At 61.1% G+C, this 20,624-nt stretch carries 21 protein-coding genes; 10 read left to right on the forward strand and 11 right to left on the reverse strand.

Translation table 11 applies throughout. The features are described 5' to 3' along the window. The first annotated feature begins 53 nt into the window (after window positions 1-53). Both AC097N_RS16440 and vapC read left to right on the forward strand, forming a co-directional pair. Window positions 54-287, forward strand: coding sequence for an antitoxin (locus tag AC097N_RS16440; RefSeq protein ID WP_479582884.1), 234 nt, complete (start codon window positions 54-56; stop codon window positions 285-287). After that, the gene (vapC, locus tag AC097N_RS16445) at window positions 284-718 is read left to right on the forward strand and encodes a type II toxin-antitoxin system tRNA(fMet)-specific endonuclease VapC (RefSeq protein ID WP_479582887.1); all 435 of its coding nucleotides are present in this window, start codon (window positions 284-286) and stop codon (window positions 716-718) included. The genes AC097N_RS16440 and vapC overlap by 4 nt, the downstream gene beginning before the upstream one ends. On the opposite strand, the gene AC097N_RS16450 is transcribed toward vapC, so the two are convergent. Beyond that, a complete protein-coding gene (locus AC097N_RS16450) occupies window positions 705-2,300 on the reverse strand; it encodes a hypothetical protein (protein ID WP_479582890.1) in 1,596 nt (531 codons plus the stop codon). The two genes, vapC and AC097N_RS16450, sit on opposite strands and share 14 nt — an antisense overlap. A 152-nt stretch (window positions 2,301-2,452) precedes the next feature. Between AC097N_RS16450 and AC097N_RS16455 the strand changes: the two genes are divergently transcribed. Further along, on the forward strand, window positions 2,453-3,835 hold the full coding sequence (locus tag AC097N_RS16455; RefSeq protein ID WP_479582892.1) for a Fic family protein: 1,383 nt from the start codon (window positions 2,453-2,455) through the stop codon (window positions 3,833-3,835). Window positions 3,836-3,890: 55 nt separating this feature from the next. Here the strand turns inward: AC097N_RS16455 and phbB are convergent, their stop codons facing one another. From phbB to AC097N_RS16470, 3 genes are read right to left on the reverse strand one after another with little or no spacing between them, the layout of a single operon-like run. Next, window positions 3,891-4,628 (reverse strand): acetoacetyl-CoA reductase, encoded by a 738-nt coding sequence (gene phbB, locus AC097N_RS16460; RefSeq protein ID WP_479582894.1) that lies wholly within the window; start codon window positions 4,626-4,628, stop codon window positions 3,891-3,893. 51 nt (window positions 4,629-4,679) lie between these two features. Next, window positions 4,680-5,858, reverse strand: a complete 1,179-nt coding sequence (locus AC097N_RS16465; protein ID WP_479582897.1) for an acetyl-CoA C-acetyltransferase — start codon at window positions 5,856-5,858, stop codon at window positions 4,680-4,682. Between the two features lie 25 nt (window positions 5,859-5,883). Further along, window positions 5,884-7,608, reverse strand: coding sequence for a PHA/PHB synthase family protein (locus tag AC097N_RS16470; RefSeq protein ID WP_479582899.1), 1,725 nt, complete (start codon window positions 7,606-7,608; stop codon window positions 5,884-5,886). Between the two features lie 104 nt (window positions 7,609-7,712). Here AC097N_RS16470 and AC097N_RS16475 point away from each other — a divergent pair, with 104 nt between their 5' ends. Next, complete coding sequence (locus AC097N_RS16475; protein ID WP_479582901.1) at window positions 7,713-7,991, forward strand: hypothetical protein; 279 nt, start codon at window positions 7,713-7,715, stop codon at window positions 7,989-7,991. On the opposite strand, the gene pgeF is transcribed toward AC097N_RS16475, so the two are convergent. From pgeF to ycaO, 4 genes are read right to left on the reverse strand one after another with little or no spacing between them, the layout of a single operon-like run. Then, window positions 7,923-8,702 (reverse strand): peptidoglycan editing factor PgeF, encoded by a 780-nt coding sequence (gene pgeF, locus AC097N_RS16480; RefSeq protein WP_479583063.1) that lies wholly within the window; start codon window positions 8,700-8,702, stop codon window positions 7,923-7,925. The genes AC097N_RS16475 and pgeF overlap by 69 nt on opposite strands. Window positions 8,703-8,704: 2 nt before the next feature. Further along, complete coding sequence (maiA, locus tag AC097N_RS16485; protein ID WP_479582904.1) at window positions 8,705-9,355, reverse strand: maleylacetoacetate isomerase; 651 nt, start codon at window positions 9,353-9,355, stop codon at window positions 8,705-8,707. 47 nt (window positions 9,356-9,402) lie between these two features. Continuing rightward, on the reverse strand, window positions 9,403-9,894 hold the full coding sequence (locus AC097N_RS16490; RefSeq protein ID WP_479582906.1) for a hypothetical protein: 492 nt from the start codon (window positions 9,892-9,894) through the stop codon (window positions 9,403-9,405). A gap of 26 nt (window positions 9,895-9,920) precedes the next feature. Beyond that, complete coding sequence (ycaO, locus tag AC097N_RS16495; RefSeq protein ID WP_479582908.1) at window positions 9,921-11,651, reverse strand: 30S ribosomal protein S12 methylthiotransferase accessory factor YcaO; 1,731 nt, start codon at window positions 11,649-11,651, stop codon at window positions 9,921-9,923. A gap of 100 nt (window positions 11,652-11,751) precedes the next feature. On the opposite strand from ycaO, the gene AC097N_RS16500 reads away from it, so the two are divergent. From AC097N_RS16500 to AC097N_RS16515, 4 genes are all read left to right on the forward strand, one after another. Then, window positions 11,752-12,054: an antibiotic biosynthesis monooxygenase family protein gene (locus tag AC097N_RS16500; RefSeq protein WP_479582911.1), complete on the forward strand. Its 303-nt coding sequence runs from the start codon at window positions 11,752-11,754 to the stop codon at window positions 12,052-12,054. Between the two features lie 27 nt (window positions 12,055-12,081). Then, entirely contained in the window at window positions 12,082-12,777 is a 696-nt protein-coding gene (locus AC097N_RS16505; protein ID WP_479582913.1) for a fumarylacetoacetate hydrolase family protein, read from the forward strand. Window positions 12,778-12,847: 70 nt separating this feature from the next. Further along, window positions 12,848-13,393 carry an NUDIX hydrolase gene (locus tag AC097N_RS16510; RefSeq protein ID WP_479582916.1) on the forward strand — a complete coding sequence of 182 codons (546 nt, stop codon included), beginning with the start codon at window positions 12,848-12,850 and terminating at the stop codon, window positions 13,391-13,393. A gap of 119 nt (window positions 13,394-13,512) precedes the next feature. After that, a complete protein-coding gene (locus AC097N_RS16515; protein ID WP_479582919.1) occupies window positions 13,513-14,916 on the forward strand; it encodes an exonuclease domain-containing protein in 1,404 nt (467 codons plus the stop codon). Here the strand turns inward: AC097N_RS16515 and AC097N_RS16520 are convergent. Continuing rightward, complete coding sequence (locus AC097N_RS16520) at window positions 14,913-15,530, reverse strand: outer membrane beta-barrel protein (RefSeq protein ID WP_479582921.1); 618 nt, start codon at window positions 15,528-15,530, stop codon at window positions 14,913-14,915. The genes AC097N_RS16515 and AC097N_RS16520 overlap by 4 nt on opposite strands. A 190-nt stretch (window positions 15,531-15,720) precedes the next feature. Between AC097N_RS16520 and AC097N_RS16525 the strand changes: the two genes are divergently transcribed. Next, on the forward strand, window positions 15,721-16,338 hold the full coding sequence (locus AC097N_RS16525) for an EcsC family protein (RefSeq protein ID WP_479582924.1): 618 nt from the start codon (window positions 15,721-15,723) through the stop codon (window positions 16,336-16,338). Between the two features lie 68 nt (window positions 16,339-16,406). Here AC097N_RS16525 and AC097N_RS16530 read toward each other — a convergent pair whose 3' ends face one another. Continuing rightward, window positions 16,407-16,694 carry a hypothetical protein gene (locus AC097N_RS16530; RefSeq protein ID WP_479582926.1) on the reverse strand — a complete coding sequence of 96 codons (288 nt, stop codon included), beginning with the start codon at window positions 16,692-16,694 and terminating at the stop codon, window positions 16,407-16,409. A gap of 57 nt (window positions 16,695-16,751) precedes the next feature. Then, on the reverse strand, window positions 16,752-18,899 hold the full coding sequence (gene dinG / locus AC097N_RS16535) for an ATP-dependent DNA helicase DinG (RefSeq protein WP_479582928.1): 2,148 nt from the start codon (window positions 18,897-18,899) through the stop codon (window positions 16,752-16,754). Between the two features lie 120 nt (window positions 18,900-19,019). Between dinG and AC097N_RS16540 the strand changes: the two genes are divergently transcribed. After that, on the forward strand, window positions 19,020-20,612 hold the full coding sequence (locus AC097N_RS16540) for a GGDEF domain-containing protein (protein ID WP_479582931.1): 1,593 nt from the start codon (window positions 19,020-19,022) through the stop codon (window positions 20,610-20,612). Window positions 20,613-20,624: the final 12 nt, after the last annotated feature.

Consider the following 20,624-nt stretch of genomic DNA (forward strand, 5'->3'; position numbering starts at 1 on the left):
TTTTTAAGTCATGGTAATTACCATTGGTGATCATCATTCGCAAAGGAATACAAATGGACACAGCACGTCTTTTTCAGTCGGGTCGCAGCCAGGCCGTTCGTTTGCCAAAAGAATATCGTTTTGAGGGGGTTGAGGTAGTTGTTCGGCATTTCGGCAATGGCGTTTTGCTGCTTCCCGTCAATGAGCCCTGGCGCATGCTGGAGGCCGCCCTGGATGCGTTTGAGCCGGGCTTTCAAATCAGTCGGGACCAGCCCGAGACGCAAGTGCGTGAGGAGATTGGGTCTTGATCCATTACATGCTCGACACCAATATCTGCATTTATGTGATCAGTGCCCGTCCACCGGCCGTGCTGGCACGCTTCAGGGAGGAACATCTGGGCGCTATTGGCATTTCCAGTGTGACGGCTGCCGAGTTGGCTTTTGGTGTGGCCAAAAGCGGATCAGCACGCAACCGCGAGGCACTGAAGATGTTTCTGGCGCCATTGGAAGTCATGCCTTTTGACGATTCCGCCATTTGGCACTATGCAGAGATTCGGACCGATTTGGAGCGGCGCGGCCAGCCGATCGGTGCCCTTGACACCATGATCGCGGCGCATGCACTTGCGTCCAACACAATTTTGGTCACGAACAACACCAGAGAATTCGCCCGGGTGCCAGGATTGCGGCTGGAAAATTGGGCCCAAACACATCCCCCGGGCAGTTCACCTACTTCTGCGTAAACCCGGTAAATTGGTACGCCATCGAGATACCCGCCACATTGGCTTTGAAGTCCCCCCGAATGGCGTCAACACGGCCTGCCGTGGCCAGGATGGAGAGCGACTTGGACAAGCGGTAACCCACTGACGCGTTGCCCTGCACCACCAAACCACCGCCCACCGCCAGCCCGCCGCCGCCCGCCGCGCCAACCAGGGCTTCGCCTTCCACAAACCAGCGCTCGGACAAGGGCCACTGCGCACCGGCACCAATTTGGCCGGTCATGTAGGCCCCCGCGTCACCCGCATAGGCGGCCAGGCCCTGGCCTGTGACAAACCAGTTGGGGGAAACGAAGTAGTCAAGCTGCACACCGAGGTTGCTGACCGAGTCGTCAATGGAGCGGTTGCGCCACTGGGGCGATGCTTTGAAATAGGTCTGGTTCGCCACCCTCACCCGCAGGTTTTGGGCATCAAAACCCTGCAAGGCGCTCCAGGCCACGGTGTCTGAGGACACGTCAGGCAAGCCAAACAGGTAGTCCAGTTTGAGGCCCACGCTTTGGGCCCTGAAGCTGCGGGACGGCGCACGCACTTCACCCAGGGACAGTTCCAGCGCCATGCGCCGGGTGATTTTTTGTTGCAGGGCAATGCCGGCATCCAGCAGCAAGCCGCCACCGGTGTCCACACCACCCCCGCCCGCCGGGCCTGCTGCGGCGTGAAATTTGACGGCCGTGCTGCTGGTAAGCGGCAGGCGGTAGCCCCCGCCTGCCAGAATTTGCATGTAGCCGTTGCTCTGGCCGCCCATGGCGCCTTCGGACTCCAGCTTCAGGAACCAGCGGTCGTCCACATAGGACAACCACTCTACCCCCAGCAAGGCCATGCTGGGGTGTTGGGGTGTGCCGTCGTCACGCACCACCGAGGATGGGATTTTGTAGCTTCGCGCCACCATTGAAAACTCGTTGACACCGGGCTTCACAAGCCGCATGCCCGTGCTGCTGCCGGTTGCTGCAGGGGCTTGCCAACCCGAACTGAGCAGGCTGTAAAAAGGGTACTCATATTGCAGGTAGGGCTGCGTGCTGCCAATCACCCCGGAGGGGAATTTGACGTGGCTCAGGCCAAAGCCCAGGTTGCCGTAACCCGCGGTCTCGTAGGTCAGGCCAACGTCGCCACGCAACATCAGGCCGCCACCCGACAGCGTGTAGCCACCGCGCCCGCCCCCGGCACCCACAAACAAACCGGCATGGCCCACCCACGAGGGGCTGAACCGCTGGCGCATTTCACCCGAAACGCCCAGGGTGATGAAGCCACCGCGTTCGCCGCGCACCGCGCCATAGGTGCCAACGCCCAAACGAACGGAATCGGTCACATCAAACAACAAGTCGCCCCCCACCATGCCCATCTTTTCGCCACCGGGCAGCGAGAGGGTCTCGGAGGTCAAACGCAGAGTGGTTGGCGTGGGCGTCAGCACGGCAGCTGATTCGTTGCTGGTTTGGGCCTGGCTGGCAGCGGGGGCAAACAACGCCCCGGCGCACAAACTGGCGATGGCAATGGCGAGCGGTCGCAGGCAAGGCTTGGCAAAAGTGGCGTGTTTCAGGGGGAGTCCTAGTCGCAATGATGGAAATTGAGGTCCATTTTAGAGGCAGCGTCCAGGCGGGGTTGACGAGGCTGATGGCCCAAATCACGGCTACCCGTTCAAAAATAGAGCTGATACAGGCCAAATTAGCTCGATTTGTTTACAATCAGCTCACTACATCGAGCTGATTTATGCCCTATAACGACCGTCTGACAGCCAATACCTTGCTGCAAGCCATGTTCACACTGGCGTCTGAGGGGCATGAGTCCGTCACATCGACCCAGCTGGTTGAAGCCACGGGCTCGAGTCTGCCTGCCGTCAAGCGCATGCTGTCAAGGCTTTCTGTGGAAAGGCGAGTCGAGGTTACCGGCAAAGCTCGTGCTACCCGGTATCGCCGACTGGCAACAAGCACTCCTGCCACGGTTGTGAAAACGACTGCTCAGCCGCCTGTCGTCCCAGCCTCAAGCCGCTTTGCGCTTCCCTGGAGCGCAACGAGCCTGGAACTCCGGCAGCAACTGGCACTGCCGCTGGCGGCCCGCTTGCCGGTAGCGTACCGTCGTGAATTCGTCGACGAATACAAACCGAACGAAACCTTCCTGCTGCCACCAGAACTCGCAGAAGAACTGGCCTCACTCGGTCGCCTCCCGGGGCAACTGCCAGCCGGCACCTATGTCCGCAAGGTTCTGGAGCAACTGCTAATCGACTTGTCATGGTCGTCCTCTCATCTCGAGGGCAACCGCTACACATTACTGGATACAGAGGAGCTTTTCAAGAGCGGTGCGGCTGCCACGGACAGTGACGCGGTCATGCTGCTCAATCACAAGGCATCCATCGAGTTCCTAGTGGATGCTGTCCCGAACCAGGGACTCAGTGCGGGACTCGTTCGCAATCTGCACGCCGTGCTAATGCAAGACCTGATGGCGGATGTGACGTCGCTCGGGGCCATTCGCGAAAAAGTAGTCAACATCAGCGGCACCACCTACGTTCCCACCCAGGTTCCTGCAATGTTGTTGGAGATGTTCGAGCGCATCATCTCGACAGCTCAGTACATCAAGAACCCTTTGGAGGCCGCCTTCTTCCTATGGGTCAACCTAGCGTACCTGCAACCCTTCGAGGATGGGAACAAGCGAGTGAGTCGGCTTGCCGCCAATATCCCGCTCATGCTATATAACCAGGCACCCCTGTCATTCCTGGATGTCGACCGGGAGGATTACGCGCTGGCCATGATGGGCGTTTATGAGTCATGTGACGTTTCGATGGCGGTGGACCTCTTCAATTGGACCTATCGACGCTCCCAGGTCAAGTACAAGGTGGTGCTGGAATCCATGGGCTCGCCGGACCCCTTCCGCGTCAAGTTCCGTGAAGCGCTCAGCGAAGCGGTGGGTCTGGTGGTTCGCGGTCGTAAGTCTGAGGGGGAGGCGCTTTCCAGCCTGGGTCTGCCCGACGAGGATGAGTCGAAGTTCCAGCAGCTTCTTGCGCAGGAACTGAATGCCCTGGCGGGTTTCAACTGTGCACGCTACCGGATTGGCATCAAGGAAACTCAGGCTTGGATTGACGAGGGGCGCCCTCGATAGCCGTTCATAAAAAAACCCGCCGAAGCGGGTTTTTTAGAGTAAATGCCACGGGGCATCAGCCCATGTGCAGGCCGCCATTGACCGAGAAATCGGCGCCGGTGGAGTAGCCACCTTCTTCCGATGCCAGCCACGCGATGATGGAGGCAATCTCGCTGGGCTTGCCCAGGCGCTTCACGGGGATGGTGCCCACGATCTTGGCGAGCACGTCTTCACGAATGGCGTTGACCATGTCGGTACCGATGTAGCCAGGGCTCACGGTGTTGACCGTCACACCCTTGGACGCCATCTCTTGCGCCAAAGCCATGGTGAAACCGTGCATGCCGGCTTTGGCAGCCGAGTAGTTGGTTTGACCAGCCTGGCCTTTTTCGCCGTTGACGGACGAAATGTTGACGATGCGGCCCCAGCCTTTTTCAACCATGTCGGCCACCACTTGCTTGGTGACGTTGAACATGGAGTTCAGGTTGGTCTCGATGACCGAGTCCCAGTCTTCGCGTGTCATTTTGAGGAACATGCGGTCGCGGGTAATACCGGCGTTGTTGACCAGCACGTCGATGGTGCCGTGCTCGGCTTTGGTCCTGGCGAACGCTTCGACGGTGGAATCCCAGTCACCCACATTGCCTGCCGACGCGTAGAACGTGAAGCCCAGCGCGGCTTGCTCAGCCACCCATTTGGCATGGTCGCGTGTGGGGCCGCAACCGGCGATGACCTTGAAACCTTCAGCGTGCAGACGCTGGCAAATAGCGGTACCGATGCCACCCATGCCACCGGTCACGTATGCTACTTTTTGACTCATTTTGTATTCCTCTTTGTTGAAATCTTGAAACTGATTTATTGTGAACGCAAATCAGCGCTCGATAGTTAGGGCAACCCCCATCCCGCCACCAATACACAGGCTGGCAATGCCTTTTTTGGCGTCGCGGCGCTGCATTTCGTGCAGCAGCGTCACCAGAATACGGCAACCGGACGCACCAATGGGATGACCAATCGCAATGGCGCCGCCATTGACATTGACTTTGGAGATGTCCCACTCCATTTGCTGGTTCACCGCGCAGGCTTGAGCGGCAAACGCTTCGTTGATTTCCAGCAGGTCCAGGTCAGCGGCTTTCCAGCCAGCGCGGGCCAGGGCTTTTTGCGACGCCGACACGGGGCCCATGCCCATGAGTGCGGGGTCCAGACCACTGGTGGCAAAGCTGGCAATGCGGCCCAGGGGCTTGAGGCCCAGAGCGGCGGCTTTTTTGGCGGTCATCACCATGACGGCGGCAGCGCCATCGTTCAGGCCGGAGGCGTTGCCGGCGGTCACGCCACCGGTTTTGTCAAACGCGGGGCGCAGGCCAGCCAGAACCTCGGCATTGGTCTTGCGGTTGATGAATTCGTCAGCGGCAAACACGAGCGGGTCACCCTTGCGCTGGGCGATGCTGAAAGGCACGATTTCGTCCTTGAACTTGCCGGCGTCCTGGGCCGCAGCGGCCTTGAGCTGGCTGGCCAGGGCCAGGGCGTCTTGCATCTCGCGGGTAATGCCGTATTGCTTGGCCACGTTCTCGGCCGTGATGCCCATGTGGTACTGGTTGTACACGTCCCACAGGCCGTCCACGATCATGGTGTCGATCATCTTCCAGTCGCCCATGCGCTGGCCGTCACGCGAGCCGGGCAGGACGTGCGGTGAAGCACTCATGTTTTCCTGACCACCGGCAATCACGATGTCGCTGTCGCCATAGGCCACGGCCTGCGCCGCCAGCATCACGGCCTTCAGACCGGAGCCGCACACGGCGTTGATGGTGAGCGCAGGGGTTTCCTTGGCCACACCGCTCTTGATGAGCGACTGGCGCGCCGGGTTTTGACCCGCGCCAGCAGCGAGCACCTGGCCCATGATGACTTCACCAATCTGGTCTGCGCCGACACCGGTGCGGGCCAGAAGGTCTTTGATGACCGCGGCGCCGAGTTCGGTCGCTGGGGTTTTGGCGAGGGTGCCGCCAAATTTGCCGACAGCGGTGCGGGCGGCTGAAACGATGACGATGTCTTCCATTTTTTAGGTCTCCTGAGTGAAAAAATTAAGCCTTGGCCTTGACGTAGCGGCCAGGGGCGGGTTCGATGACTTGGTAAGGGCCTTTGCCGTAGGTCTTGGGTGCGGGTATTTGTTTACCCGCCTGCGCGCTCAACCAGTTGGACCAGTCGGTCCACCAGCTGCCGGCATGTTCGGTGGCGCCTGCCAGCCAGTCGGCCTGTGATTTGGGTAACTTGCCGTCTTCACGAATCCAGTGGCTGCGCTTGTTTTTGGCGGGCGGGTTGATCACGCCTGCAATGTGGCCGGACGCGCCCATCACAAAACGCTTTTTGCCAGGCATGACTTGCGTGGCCGCATAGGCGCCGCCGATGGGAACAATGTGGTCCTCACGCGAGCCATAGATATAGACCGGGATATCGACCTTGCCCAGGTCAATTTTTTCGCCACAGACGGTCGTCTTGCCAGGCTTGATCAGGTTGTTTTCCAGGTAGGTGTTGCGCAGGTACCAGGCGTAGAAAGGGCCGGGCAGGTTGGTGGAGTCGCTGTTCCAGTAGAGCAGGTCAAACGGGGGCGGTGTCTCGCCCTTGAGGTAGTTGCCCACCACGTAGTTCCACACCAGGTCGTTGGGCCGCAAGAAACTGAAGGTTGACGAAAGGTCTTGCCCCTTCATCAAACCGCCCTTGCCCATCTCCTGTTCACGCTTTTTGACCGAGTCTTCATCGATGAAGATGTCCAGAATGCCGGTGTCCGAAAAATCGAGCAGGCAGGTGAGCAAGGTGGCGCTGGCCACCGGCTTTTCGCCGCGCGCCGCCAGCACCGCCAGGGCTGTGCCCAGGATGGTGCCACCCACACAAAAACCCAAGGCATTGATGCTCTTGGCGCCCGTGATCTCTTGGGTTACCGCTATTGCTTTGATAGCAGCATCTTCGATGTAGTTGTCCCACGTTTTGGTCGCAAGCGAGGCATCGGGGTTGCGCCAGCTGATGACAAACGTGCGGTGACCCTGCGCCACGGCGTAGCGAATTAAGGAATTCTCGGGCTGCAGGTCAAGGATGTAGAACTTGTTGATGCAGGGTGGCACCAGCAGGAACGGCTTCTCGTAGACCTTGGCGGTGAGCGGCTTGTATTCGAGCAGCTGGAACAGCTCGTTCTCAAACACCACGGCGCCTTCGGTGGTGGCGACGTTTTTACCCACCTCAAACAGGCTCTCATCGGTCATGGACACGTGGCCCTGCTTCATGTCATGCAGCAGGTTTTGCACGCCTTTGGCGATGCTCTCGCCCTTGGTCTCGATCGCCTTCTTTTGCGCGTCGGCATTGAAGGCGAGAAAGTTGCTGGGCGACGCGGCGGCCGAAAGCTGCTCTACCGCAAACCGGATGCGGGCGCGGGTCTTTTCGTCCGCCTGCACAGCGTCAGCCATGCTCATGAGGGTGCGGGCGTTCAGGAGGTAGGCGGCGGCAGAAAAAGCGGCCACCGGGTTGGCACCCCAGGCCTCGGTTGAGAAACGCTTGTCATCCGCTTTGGGCGCGCCCTGCATGCCCTGGGCCCAGAGGCTGGCAGCGTCTTTGAGGTACTGCTGCTGTAGTTCTTGCAGCTTTTCGGGAGGAATGGTGATTTGAGGTGGCTTGGTGGTAGGTGCGACAAGCGTCGCGCCAGCAGCACCCAGGTCCATGTTCTGGAAAGACTGAAATGCCGCGGTCCAGCCGTCGGTCAAGGTCTGTTGAAATTGCTGGGCCGATTGTGCCCAGAACTCGCGTGAATCTTCTGTCATGTCATCTCCTCTTATTGTTGCCATTTTTGCAAACGCATTAGTATCCTGCTCTTACCCCTTCGGATAACTGACAATTCACCAAGCGAATATTAACCCGCCAATTTATGTACATTGTTCCTATCGCCTGGTTATATGTTGCGCTCATGATGGCGGTTGCCGAGGCCACCAACACCAACGGCACGATTCTGGGCGCGGTCATCACTTTTTTGCTGTACGGCCTGGGCCCGGTTCTGTTGGTGGTGTATGTGTTGGGAGCCCCTTCCCGACGTCGTGCCATCAAGGAAAAAGAAGCGGCAGAACTGCATGTCTCGTCCTCAACCCAGCCAGATGCTGGCAGCCTGGCGACCACTGACGCGGTCGCGCCGGTGCGAGAAAAACCGTGACGGGTTGCTGACCGTGCACCAGTCACGGCTGCCGTCGTTCCCGTAAATCTGCGTGACACCCAGCGCCTTCAGCCGCAAACGGGCCAGGCCCGGCAAATCAGCCAGCCACTTGCCGGCAGGCAAGGGTTTGAACAGGCCGGTCGCGGCAGCGTCGTGCCCCAGGAACACATCACGCACGTCGTCCCCCACCTCAAACGCATCAGGGCCGATACAAGGCCCAAGCCACGCTATGACATTGATAGCTGCTTGCGCACTATTCACGGGGGCTAGAGGCCTAAAACACTCTAAAACCGTCTCCAGAACACCTTGCCCCCCCTGCCCCGCCAGGCTGCGCCATCCCGCGTGCGCTGCCGCCACCTGCGTTCCCTGGAGGTTGGTGAACAACACGGGCAGGCAGTCGGCCACCATGATGGTGCAGGCCACACCGGCTTGATCGGTAAAGCAGCCATCGGCCTGCGTGCCATGGGCGGTGCTGCCGGAGATGGTGTGCGTGTGCGTGCCGTGCACCTGGGACAGGAAAATCGGCTGCGCCCCGATCGACTGCGAAAAAACAGCACGGTTGGCCGCCACATCGGTAGGCCGGTCCCCCACGTGATCACCCAGGTTCAGGGCGTCGTAGGGCGCCACAGACGTGCCACCGGCACGCGTGGTGCAGACCGCGTGCACCTGCCGGGGTGCGGGCCATTCGGGCACGATCCAGTCCGGGTGCATCGTCATGCCTCGTTGTCCGGGCACTGGGAGGGATGTGCCTGCTGGAATGCGGGCAAGGCCATGCAGGCCTCAAACACGGCCAGGATGCGCGGCAAACCGTCCAGGCTCACATCAAATCGCTGCGCATTGAAGACCTGGGGCACCAGACAGCAGTCGGCCAGCGTGGGGGTGTGGCCGTAACAAAAGGTCGCCGTGCCCTGGTGGGCGTGCAGCTGGGTCAGTTGTCGCTCAAAGTTTTCCAGCCCCTCGCGCACCCAGTGCCGGTACCAGGTGTTTTTGGCCTCTTCATCGGCCTTGAATTCTTTCACCAGGTACTTGAGCACACGCAGGTTGTTGAGGGGGTGGATCTCGCACGCAATGGACTGGGCCAGGGCCCGCACCCGGGCTCGGCCCAGCGCGTCGGGGGGCAACAGCGCGGGCTCAGGACGGGTTTCGTCGAGGTATTCGATGATGGCCATGGATTGCGAGAGACACTGGCCGTCCACTTCAAGCAGGGGCACCAGCTTGTCTGCCGAGAGCGCGGCATAACCGTCGGCATGCTGCTCGCCACGTGCCAGGTGCACCGGCACGTACTCATAACGCAAGCCTTTGAGCGCCAGCGCAATGCGCACCCTGTACGAGGCCGAAGAGCGGAAATAGTTGTGTAATTTCATGCGTCTAGGATAAACCGAAAGACATCCAAAGCAGCGCAGGCCCAGGCTCAGCGGCGGGCTCTTTTCCACCAGACGCGGGTCAACCGTTTGGCCCGCTGCCCGGCCCGCCAGGGCGCTGATTGCCGGATCTCGGCCAACACACCATCTTTCCAGTTTTTCCAGCGGGGATACCAGCGCGCAAACCAGCCCAACTGCATCAAGGCAGGCTGGGTGAGCTGGAACAGGCGCGCCATCAGGGCCGTGCCTACCATCTTTGCACCCATCAGCAGCACCAGGCCCAGGGTGGTCTGGCCTTTGCCAAACAGGTAGAGCGCCAGCAGCTTCACCGGCAACAAAGTCAGCATCGGCACGCCAATCACCAGCAGAGCGGCCACCGGCGGCAATTGCGTTATTTTTCGCTCCAGCCAGCCCCACAGCGGCAGGCGGGCCAGCTGGGCAAAGGCGGCAGCCAGCGGCTCCCAGCCCCACTCCTCAAACAACAACACGCCGGCAATCAGCGCGATGAATATTCTTCGAAAAAGCCGCCGGAGTGCCAGCATGCTAATAGGCCGGGCGACGGCAGCGATCAGGCCGAGCGGACATGCACCTTGTCATAGGCTGCCAACAGCTTGTGGTGCATTTCGCAACCCACCAGCATCAGCCCCGGCGCGCTCAAGCCCATGAAGCGATCGGTTTGCATGATGAGCGCGTGGGCCTGCGCGACGGCACCGGCGCCATACAGCGCACGCAAGGCGTTCAGGTAAGGCCCGGTGTCGCCCATGTCAGCCAGATTGATCAGGCTCTCGATGCAGGCGTAAACACGGCGGCGCTGGGGGTTGAGCTGGTCAAAGTGTTTGATCCAGTCACAGCCTTCCAGCGTGGCGGCTTCGTCGCCAATGGCCAGCGCCAGCAGGGTCTTGAGTTCGCCAATGCGCAGATCGCTCCAGAACGAACCGGCATCGGCCGCCATGCCAATGACGGCGGCCACCGGGCGCTGGTCTGCCAGCGCCGATTCATTGAGTGTGTCGAGCAGGTCCGAGCACTCTTCGTTGTCCAGGTCGGGCAGGTTCAGGATGGCTTCCCGGATGTCGTTGCCCACGCTGTTGTTCTCGAAGTCCAGGTCATCCACCGGGTAAATCTCGGACATGCCGGGCACCAGCACACGGCAGGAGTAAACCCCCAGGTGGGTGAAGTCGGCAATGTAGATTTCACGGCCGTCGCGGTGAATGCGGTCAACCGCCCAGGCGTAGTCCTCGGCCGTGGTGCTGCCAAAATTCCAGTGGCAAAACTCGTAGTCAGGCACGTCACCCAGGAACTTCCAGTGGATCACGCCGCTGGAATCGACAAAATGGATTTCAATATTGGTGGCGCTGGCGGTTTCTTCCAGGTCAAAGCCCGGTACGGGGAATCCGGCCAGCGAGTCCAGCGCACGGCCCTGCAGCAGCTCGGTCAGGGCACGTTCCAGCGCAATCTCAAAGCGCGGGTGCGCGCCAAAGCTGGCGAAGCAGCCCTGGTCTTCCGGGTGCAACAGGGTCACATTCATCACCGGATACTGGCCGCCCAATGAGGCGTCTTTGACCACAATGCCAAAACCGGCGGCACGCAGCGCCTTGATGCCCGCCGCTATGCGCGGGTAGCGGGCAATCACGGCTTCAGGCACATCGGGCAGACAAATGCCCTCGCTGATGATGCGCGCCTTGACGCTGCGCTCAAAAATTTCGGACAGGGCTTGCGTGCGGGCCTCGGCCTGCGTATTGCCGGCCGACATGCCGTTGCTGACATACAGGTTGCCAAGGATGTTGACCGGAAAATAGGTCACCACGCCGTCGCGCAGGCGCACGTAGGGAATGGCACAGATGCCCCGCTCCACGTTGCCGGAGTTGAACTCCACCAGGCTCCTGGCGTCCACGCTTCCTTCAGGGTTGTAGAACTTGTGCAACCCGGGGTTGAGCAGGTCAACGGGCCAACTGCCGTCCTCTCCGGGTTGAAACCAGCGCTCCTGGGGGTAGTGCACAAAATGCCGATCCGCCACCTTGGGTCCCAGGTAATAGTGAGTCCAGAAATAGTTGGTGGAGAGGCGCTCGAAAAACTCCCCCAGCGCACTGGCCAGGCAGGCCAGACGGGTGGCACCCTTGCCATTGGTGAACAAAAGCGGGCAATCCCGGTCACGAATGTGAACCGACCAGATGCCGTCCACCGGGTTCAGCCAGCTCTTTTCCTCAATATGGAAACCAAGCGCCTGAAGCCTGGATTGCATGGTATTGATCGTGTATTCAAGTGAGGCGTCTTTGCCTGGAATAAAGTTTTCAGTTTGCATGGGCGTCAGCATAACCCACACCAAAACAGGTTTCTCACACCACGGGGCTGACGTTAGACTTGCTGCCGACTATCCAAACCACGCCAAACCGGAGCCCTCCATGATTCTCGAACTCGCCGACATCCGCATTCACCCAGGCCAGAATGCCGCCTTTGAAGAGGCCATTCAGCGCGGCCTGGCCACAGTCATCCGCAATGCCCAGGGCTTTCAGGGTTTCAAGGTCAACCGGGGCATTGAAAATACCGAGCGCTATATTCTTCAAATCTTCTGGGACACGCTGGAGGACCACACCGTGGGCTTCCGGGAATCCCCCGCATTTGCCGACTGGCGCGCCATCGTGGGGCCCTTTTTTGCAGGCATGCCCGTGGTTGAGCACTTTGACCTGGTCGCCAAATCGGCCTGAACGTCTTGTTGAAGAAGAGAGATTCCCATGACTTATGTTTTCGCCCCCGCCGCCCCGGTCTCCGTGCCTGTGCTGGGCATGCCAGCGCGCTTCCCCGTTCACCGCATTTACTGCGTGGGCCGCAATTACGAAGAACACGCCAAAGAGATGGGGTTCTCCGGCCGGGAGCCGCCTTTCTTCTTCATGAAACCGGCCGACGCACTGGTGGTGGTCAACGCGGGCGAAACGGGCTCCCTGCCCTACCCCAGCCTGACCCGCAACCTGCACCATGAAATCGAACTGGTGGTGGCCATTGGCACCGGGGGCAAAAACATCAGGGCGGCCGACGCCCTGCAGCACATCTTCGGCTACGCAGTGGGGCTGGACATGACGCGGCGCGACCTGCAAAACGAGATGAAAAAGCAGGGTCGCCCCTGGTGCATCGGCAAGGCGTTCGACCACTCGGCACCGATCGGCCCCATCACCCCGGCCGCTGCGGCAGGAGATATCACCAACGCCGGGATTTCCCTGCAGGTCAATGGGCAAGAGCGCCAGCGCAGCACCGTGTCCAAGCTGATCTGGAACATTGCCGAGACGATCGAGCACCTCTCCGCCGCCTGGGAATTGCAGCCCGGCGACCTGATCTACACCGGCACGCCCGAAGGCGTGGCGGCGGTGGTGGCTGGCGACACCCTGTTGGGTGCGGTGACCGGGCTGGAGTCCATCAAGCTCACGGTCAACTAAGACCCCCTTCCTGGGAGGCCGGGCGCCATGGCGGTCTGCCGCTGAAACGGTTTCAAATTACACTTGACCCATGCTCCGCCTCCCTATCAAACACTGCAAAAACTGTGGCACGGCCGTGGTTTACCGCATTCCGGACGATGGTGACACCAAGGCCCGGGCCGTGTGCCCGGCCTGCGACACAATCCACTATGAAAACCCGCTCAACGTGGTCGGCACCGTGCCGCACTGGGGTGACAAAGTGCTGCTGTGCAAACGCAACATCGAGCCCCGCTGGGGCAAATGGACGCTGCCTGCGGGCTTCATGGAACTCAATGAAACCGTGGCCGAAGGGGCAGCGCGCGAAACCCTGGAGGAAGCCGGGGCGCAGTTTGAGATGGAAGGCCTCTTCTCCCTCGTCAACGTGGCGCGTGTGGGCCAGGTACACATGTTTTACCGGGCCCGCCTGTTGAGCGACCTGTTTGACCCCGGGCACGAGACGATTGAGGCCCGCCTGTTTGCAGAAGACGAAATCCCCTGGGACGAGATTGCCTTCAGAACCGTCAAGGAAACCCTGGAGCGCTACTTTGCAGACCGCCGAAGCGGGCAATACGCCATTCATGCCATCGACATCGTTTGACCTGAAAGCCCGCGCCGAAGTCTGGTTCTACCGGGTAGGCAGCTTCCTGCTGCTCAACCTGATGGACGACCCGGCCTGGTTGGCGCTGATGTTTTGCTAACTTTTGACACCCTTCCCCCATGTTGCCTTGCTACGTTCTGCTTGACCTGGAAACCACAGGTGGCAACCCGGTCCACGACCGCATCACCGAAATTGCGGCCGTGCGCCTGGAAAACGGGCTGGAGGTGGCGCGCTGGAGCACGCTGATCAACCCGGGCACCACGATTTCGCCCTTCATCCAGAACCTGACCGGCATCAGCAACGCCATGGTGGCCGACGCCCCGGGCTTTGACGAGGTCGCCCGGCAACTGCTGGCGATGTTGGAGGGCGCCGTGCTGGTGGCCCACAACGTGCGGTTTGACCACGGTTTTTTGCTCAACGAATTCGCGCGTCTCGACATCGCGCTGCGCGTCAAAACCGTCTGCACCGTGCGCCTGTCGCGCCAGCTCTACCCGCAGCACCGCAGCCACGGGCTGGACGCCATCATGCAGCGCCACGGCCTGCAAACCGCCGCGCGCCATCGCGCCATGGGCGATGTGGACATGGTGCTGGCCTGGCTGCACATTGCACAGGGTGAATTGGGGGCGGAGCAGGTCAAGCTCTGCGCGCAGGCCTTGCTGCAAGGCAGCGCCGCCCTGCCCCCGCAGCTGGAAACCCATGTGAGCGACGTTCCGGACACGGCGGGGGTCTACCTGTTTTATGGTGAAGGTCCGCTGCCCCTGTACATCGGCAAAAGCATCAACATGCGCAGCCGAGTGATGTCGCACTTTCAGGCGGCGGCCAAAGAGGCGCGCGAGATGCGCATTGCGCAGGAGATTCGGCGCATCGAGTGGCGGGAGACCGCGGGTGAACTTGGCGCCCTGCTGCTGGAGGCCCGCCTCGTCAAGGAAAAACAACCGGTCTACAACCGTCAGTTGCGCCGCGAACGCACCTTGTGCGCGTGGCGCCTGAACGAGAACCCGCTGGCCCGCCCGTTGCTGACCCTGGTGCGCGGTGAAGATTTGCAGCCTAAAGAATTTGACCGGCTGTTTGGTGTGTACCGCTCCAAAAACCAGGCCATCACCAGCCTGCGTGAACTGGCGGATACCCACACGCTGTGTCTGCATGCGCTGGGACTGGAGTCGGGCAAGGGACGCTGCTTTGCACACCAGATCAACCGCTGCAAAGGCGTGTGTTGTGGCGAGGAAAACCCGGAGTTGCACTACCTGCGCCTACAACTGGCATTGGCCCAGCAACGCCTGCAGGTGTGGCCCCACGCCGGCAAAATCGGCCTGCGCGAGCACAACCCCAAAAGCGGCCGGACCGACATCCACGTGTTCGACCAATGGTGTCACCTGGCCACGGTCCAGGACGATGCCGAACTGGAAGACACGCTGACCGCCAGCAGCACGCTGGCGTTTGACCTGGACACCTACCGCCTGTTGATCAAACACCTGGCGCTGCCCGCCAAATCGGGCTTTGAGTTGGTCAAATTCTCCGCTTAGAAGTTGTAACGCACGCCCAGGTTGGTCGTGTTGACGCGCTGATTGTCGCCACCGGCAAATTTCATGTCATGGGTTTCGTACTGCAACACAGCAGACCATTGGGGAGTGAACGCGTATTCAGCCCCCAGACCCAGCGCCAGGCCCCAGCCGCTTTCGCTGCCGCTGGCCACACCGGAGCCAACGCCTGAGGACACGTCAGTACGGCCGTAGGTGGTACCGATTTTGCCCAACACGTTGAACGACGGGCTCACCGGCAATTTGCCGATCAGGCTGACGTTGAAGCCGTCCGCCTTGGTCGAACCACCCGCGCGGTTGACGCTGCCGAAATCGGTGTAGCCGATTTCCATGCCCAGGTTGCTGTTGAAGTAACTACCGGCACGAATGCTGTAAGACGTGTCCTTGTTGTCAGAGCCGTACAGGCCGGTGCCGTTGCCCAGCGAGAAGTCCGACTGACCCGCCGCCAGGCCGATGTAGCTGCCGCCCGGGGCGTACATGCTGTAACCGCTGGTGGCAGGGGCTGTCTTGCCACCGCTTTGTGCCTGGGCGCCAGCCACAGCGACCAGAGACGCGATGGCAACGAATAATTGGGTAGCGAGACGTTGGGTTTTTTTCATGAGAAACCTTGTGTGAGGTGAGAAATAGCCCGGTCTGACCGGACGGCTCCATACCGCATGAAGATGAAACAACTTTAGCTTTTGAGCCCCGAAAACGATGTAGGCCTGCCCCAGCAATCCCTGTAGGCCAAGGCGCCTGTCGTGTAAAGCGCAGCCCCTGCGAAAGGCGGGAACGACATAATTGGTCACCATGTCCAAAAACGCCCTTGCCCTCCCCGCCGATCCCCAAGACCTGCGCCACAAAGTGGGCGACGCCATCGTGAATCTGGTGCTCAAGGTGCCCGCGTCAACCGAGACACCCCTGGCGCAACCACAGGAGCGGGCACGCGCCCTGGGGCGCACGGCGGCCCGGCAAGCCAGCCTGATGGCGGGCTCCATGGCGCTGCCGCCGGGTTTTCTGGGCTGGCTCACCATCCTGCCGGAACTGGTGGGGGTCTGGAAGCTGCAGGCACAGATGGTGGCGGACATCGCCGCGGTGTACGGCAAGACGGCCTCGCTGGGCCAGGAGCAGATGATTTACTGCCTGTTCAAGCACGTCTCGGCGCAGCTTTTTCGCGACGTGGTGGTGCGGGTCGGTGAGCGCTACCTGATTCAACGCGCGTCGCTGGGTTTCATTCAATCGGCTGCGCAGACGCTGGGCATCAAGCTGACCCAGAAAATCATCGGCAAAAGCGTCTCACGGTTTGTGCCGCTGGTGGGCGCGGTGGGCGTGGGCGCTTATGCCTACTTCGACACGACGCAGGTGGCGAAAACAGCGATGGACCTGTTTTCCAAAGAACTGGTCATCAACATGCCATCTTCAACATAAAAACAGGCTGTAGCCCAGGTGGGACGTGCGTATGAAGCTATACATTTAATAGCAAACAAAGTCAGCGCCTATTTGATCTGTTTGGGCTCCACGTCAATCACGTTGGAATCGTCACGCGGAACTGCGGCGCCCGGCGAACCCGAGGGGTAAAACCGCCCCCACATCGCCTGGCGGTTGACCTGAAACGTCCAGGGCGACACCGACTGCCCCGTCAGGCGGGCCCACAGCGCCCGAACCAGCCAGACCGACAACAACAAGCCAGCCACCAACAGCAGGCTGGCCACAAAAATCAAACCGGCCAACAACAGCGCCACCCGCAGGATGAGGCTAAAAACCTGACTCACAACTTGGTTCAAGATTGAACTCCTTTAAGACCCCCTAAATGGGGTCGGGCTCATGAAAAACAAGGGCTTTTACGCCGCCAGCGACACGCCACCCACCCGCCGCGACACCGCATAGGGTGGCAGGCCATTGAGCATGCGCCGCCCAAACGCCATGCGCAACAGGCGCCGGTCATAACAAATGACGGTGGCATGGTCATCCTCGGTGCGAATCGCCCGGCCCGTCCACTGCAGCAGCTTGATGCCGGTGGCGGGCACCACCAGTTCGGCAAAGGGGTCGCGCCCGATGCTCTTGAGCCACTCGGAGCGCGCCTCTTCCACCGGGTCGGACGGCGGGCTGAAGGGCAGCTTGGTGATGAACACCGTCTCGCACAGTTCACCGGGCAAGTCCAGGCCTTCACCAAATGACTGCAGCCCGAAAATGATCGACGGTTGTCCGGCCTCCACCCGCGCCTGGTGCGCGCCCAACAGCTTGGTGCGCGCCATCTGGCCCTGCACCAGCACCACCCCCAGCAAGGTGGCGCTCAAAGCATCGACCGCCGCCTTCATCTGTACGCGAGAGGTGAACAACACCAGCGCCCCGTGTTCGATCTGGCTCAGGTCGTCCATCAACTCCCCCACCATTTCCTGGGTGTAGGCCTCGGCGTTCTTGGGGTCGGCCGAGGTCTCGACCACGATGAGTTCGCCCTGCGTGCGGTAGTTGAACGGGCTTTCCACCTCCAGCGTGGACACGTTGGGGTTGTTGACCAGCCCGGCCTCTTTCAGAAAATAGTCAAAACTGCCGCAACTGGTGAGCGTGGCCGAGGTCACCACGGCGCCACGCACCTTGCTCCACAGCGAATGGCGCAGCAAGTCGCCCGGCACGATGGGGCAGGCATGGGCGGTCAAAAACACCAGGCCCGAACTGGTGTCGGACTTGAGCCACTTGGCCTGGGGCTGCGTGCCATGCTCCAGCATCAGCGCGCTGGTTTCGACCACGCTGCCGAGCTTGGGGGCGAGTTGGCCGAGCCGGGCGTACATCAGCGAGCAACTGGCGGCCTGGCTGGGGTCTTCCTTGGCCAGCAGTTTGACCTCGGCACCCAGGGCCTCCAGGGCCTTGGAGAGACCGGCCGAGTGGCTTTGAATCACGGTCATGGGGTCGCGCAGCACATCGGGCAACACGCCGTCCTTGAAACGGTGCACGCCGTCGTACCCCGTGATGTTGACCTTGATCAGGTCCATGGCGATGCGACCGACGTCAAACAACGCGGTTTTGAGTTGCGTGGCCAGCGTGGCAACGTCTTGCGCCAGCGCCATGTGGATTTTTTCGCTCACCTCCTGCAGCGTCTTGGGCAGTTTGTCGAGCCAGCGCAGGCTGGACAAATCCATCGCACTGGCGAACTGGTCCAGCGCCACGGCGGGCAGGTGGTGCCCTTCGTCAAACACCACCAGGCAGTTGTCGAGTTCGGGCAGGGCCTTGCGGCCCAGGGAGGCCAGCACCAGGTCGTGGTTGGCCACAATGACATGGGCCTCCGCCAGCAGCGTGCGGGCGTTGTAGTAGCTGCAGTCGCGAAAACGCGGGCAATGGCGGGCGGTACAGGTGTGGCGCTCGGCGGCCACGGCGGACCAGTCGCGCGGTTCGGGCTGCTCGGGCAGGGTGTCGCGGTCACCGTCCCATTTGCCACCGGCCACGGCCGTGGCCAGCGACTCGTAAAGCTTGATGCGGCGCTCCTCGGGATCTTCGCCCTGCAGCTGTTTGGCAAAGGCGTTGCGCGGCGGGGGCTGGTCTTCATCGGGCTCGAACAGGTCGTCCGTGCCGTCCCCCCCCAAACCCACCAGCCGCTCCAGCTTGAGCTTGCACACGTAGCGACCCCGCCCTTTGGCCAGGGCATACACAAAAGGCGTGTCCAGCACATCCGCCAGGGCGGGTAAATCCTTGGTCATCAGCTGCTCTTGCAGGGCGACCGTGGCGGTGGAGATGACCACCCGGGTCTTGAGGGCCAGCGCCATGGCCACCGTGGTGGACAGGTAAGCCGCCGACTTGCCCACCCCCGTGCCGGCCTGAATGACAGTGATGGCCTTGCCCGGATTGGGGTGCTCGCCCAGCGTGACGCCCGACAAGGCCGTGGCAATGCGTTGCGCCATCTCGCGCTGGCCGGGACGCGAACGAAAACCCGAGGTGGCACGGACCACCTGGTCAAAAGCGCCCACCGACAGGGCCGCCAAATCGTCAGAGCTCAAAAGAAATACCCATGGTTAATTTGCTTGGTTTGATATGCACAGGCTCTATTACACCGCCTTAATTTGACCGCCAGCACGTCAGCCCCCAGATTGGTCATGTTCCTCACGCAAAATGGCAGCATGACCATTGACAACACAAAAATAAGTGATGCAAGTCTGGACGGCTTGCTGAAAAGCGCACATGGCGCACTGGATGGGGGGGACGTGCAAACCGGGCGGGAGTTATCCCACAAGGCACTCAAGGCCGCCCAGGCCATTGACAACAAGCGGGTCGAAGCCAAGGCCTTGCTGTGCCTGGCCCATTGTGACCGCATGCTGTCGCGCTACCGGCGGGCGCACCGTGCCAGCCAGTTGGCGGCCCAGGGTTTTCAGGTGCTGGGCGACACCTCGGGCGAGGTGATGGCACTGACCACGCATGCCTTTGTGGCCATCAACCTCGGGCGCAATGAGGAAGCGGTGGAGGCGGCACTGCTGAGCGTGCGCCTGAGTGAGTTTCTGGAAAACGATGAGCACGGGGTGCTGGCCTACAACGCGCTGGGCATTGCCTATTTCTGGAGCCACAACTTTGACAAGGCCGAGCAGGTCCTGCGCACCGCGATCCAGATTGCCGAGCACGCCAAGCCGCCCTTGAGCACCTTTCAGCCGCGCATCAACCAGTGGTGGACGCAGGTCATCCGCATTTTTTACGAGCGCTATTACGAAGGTGCGCTGCCGTCGCTGGCGCTCATGCGCGACCGCCGGGAAGCCGTGATGCGCCTGGTGGACGGCAACAATGTCACCACCGAAGCGGTGTTGCTGTTTGGCGCCAGCCTGGACGCCTGCTGGCATGGCCAGCCGGAGCAGGCCGCTGACGCGGCTGACGCCCTGACCGACTGGGCCCAGCGCTACGGCACGCTGACCTGGCTGTCCGCGCTGGAAGCCTGGGCCCGGGCCGAAATGGCCTGGGTGCACCACGACTGGGCCCGTGCCAACCAGCATGCCGCCAGGATGATCGACATCGCCGTGACCGTGGAACATGAACAACTGGCCTGCATGGGGCACCTGCTGGCCTCCCAGCTGTTTGTGGCCCAGGGCGACAACGGGCGGGCGCTGGACGAACTGCGCCGCCTGCAGTTGCGCGAGCAGCTGATTCGCTGCGACGGGCTGGAAACCCGTGAACACGTGATTGACTGGCAAGTGGACCTGCGCCTGCGCCAGAAAAACATTGAGCAACTCGAACTCACCTCACGACAGCTGGAAAAACTGTCGCTGGAAGACACGCTGACCGGCATCCCCAACCGCCGTAATTTTGAAAACTACGCCTCCGAAATGCTGCGTACCGGGCTGGAACGCGGTCAGCCGCCGTGCCTGGCCCTGGTAGATGTGGACAAGTTCAAGCACATCAATGACCACTTCTCTCACCAGACCGGTGATGAAGTGCTCAAACGCATCGCGCAGATTCTGAAGTCTCATGTGCGGGAAGAGGACATGGCCGCCCGGCTCGGTGGCGACGAATTCGTCATTCTCTTCAAGACAGCAGACTTGAAGGTGGCGCAACAGGTGTGCCAGCGCATCAGCACCGCGGTGCGCGAGTTCGGCTGGTCAACCGTCAGGCCGGGACTGCAGTCGAGTATCAGCGTGGGGGTGGCACGGGCGCAGCCCGGAGACACGGTGGAGTCGCTCACCCACCGCAGCGACACCGCGATGTACGAAGTCAAAAAATCTGGCCGCTGAGCCAGGAGTAGC

Source organism: Rhodoferax sp. LS1R11, assembly GCF_056521395.1.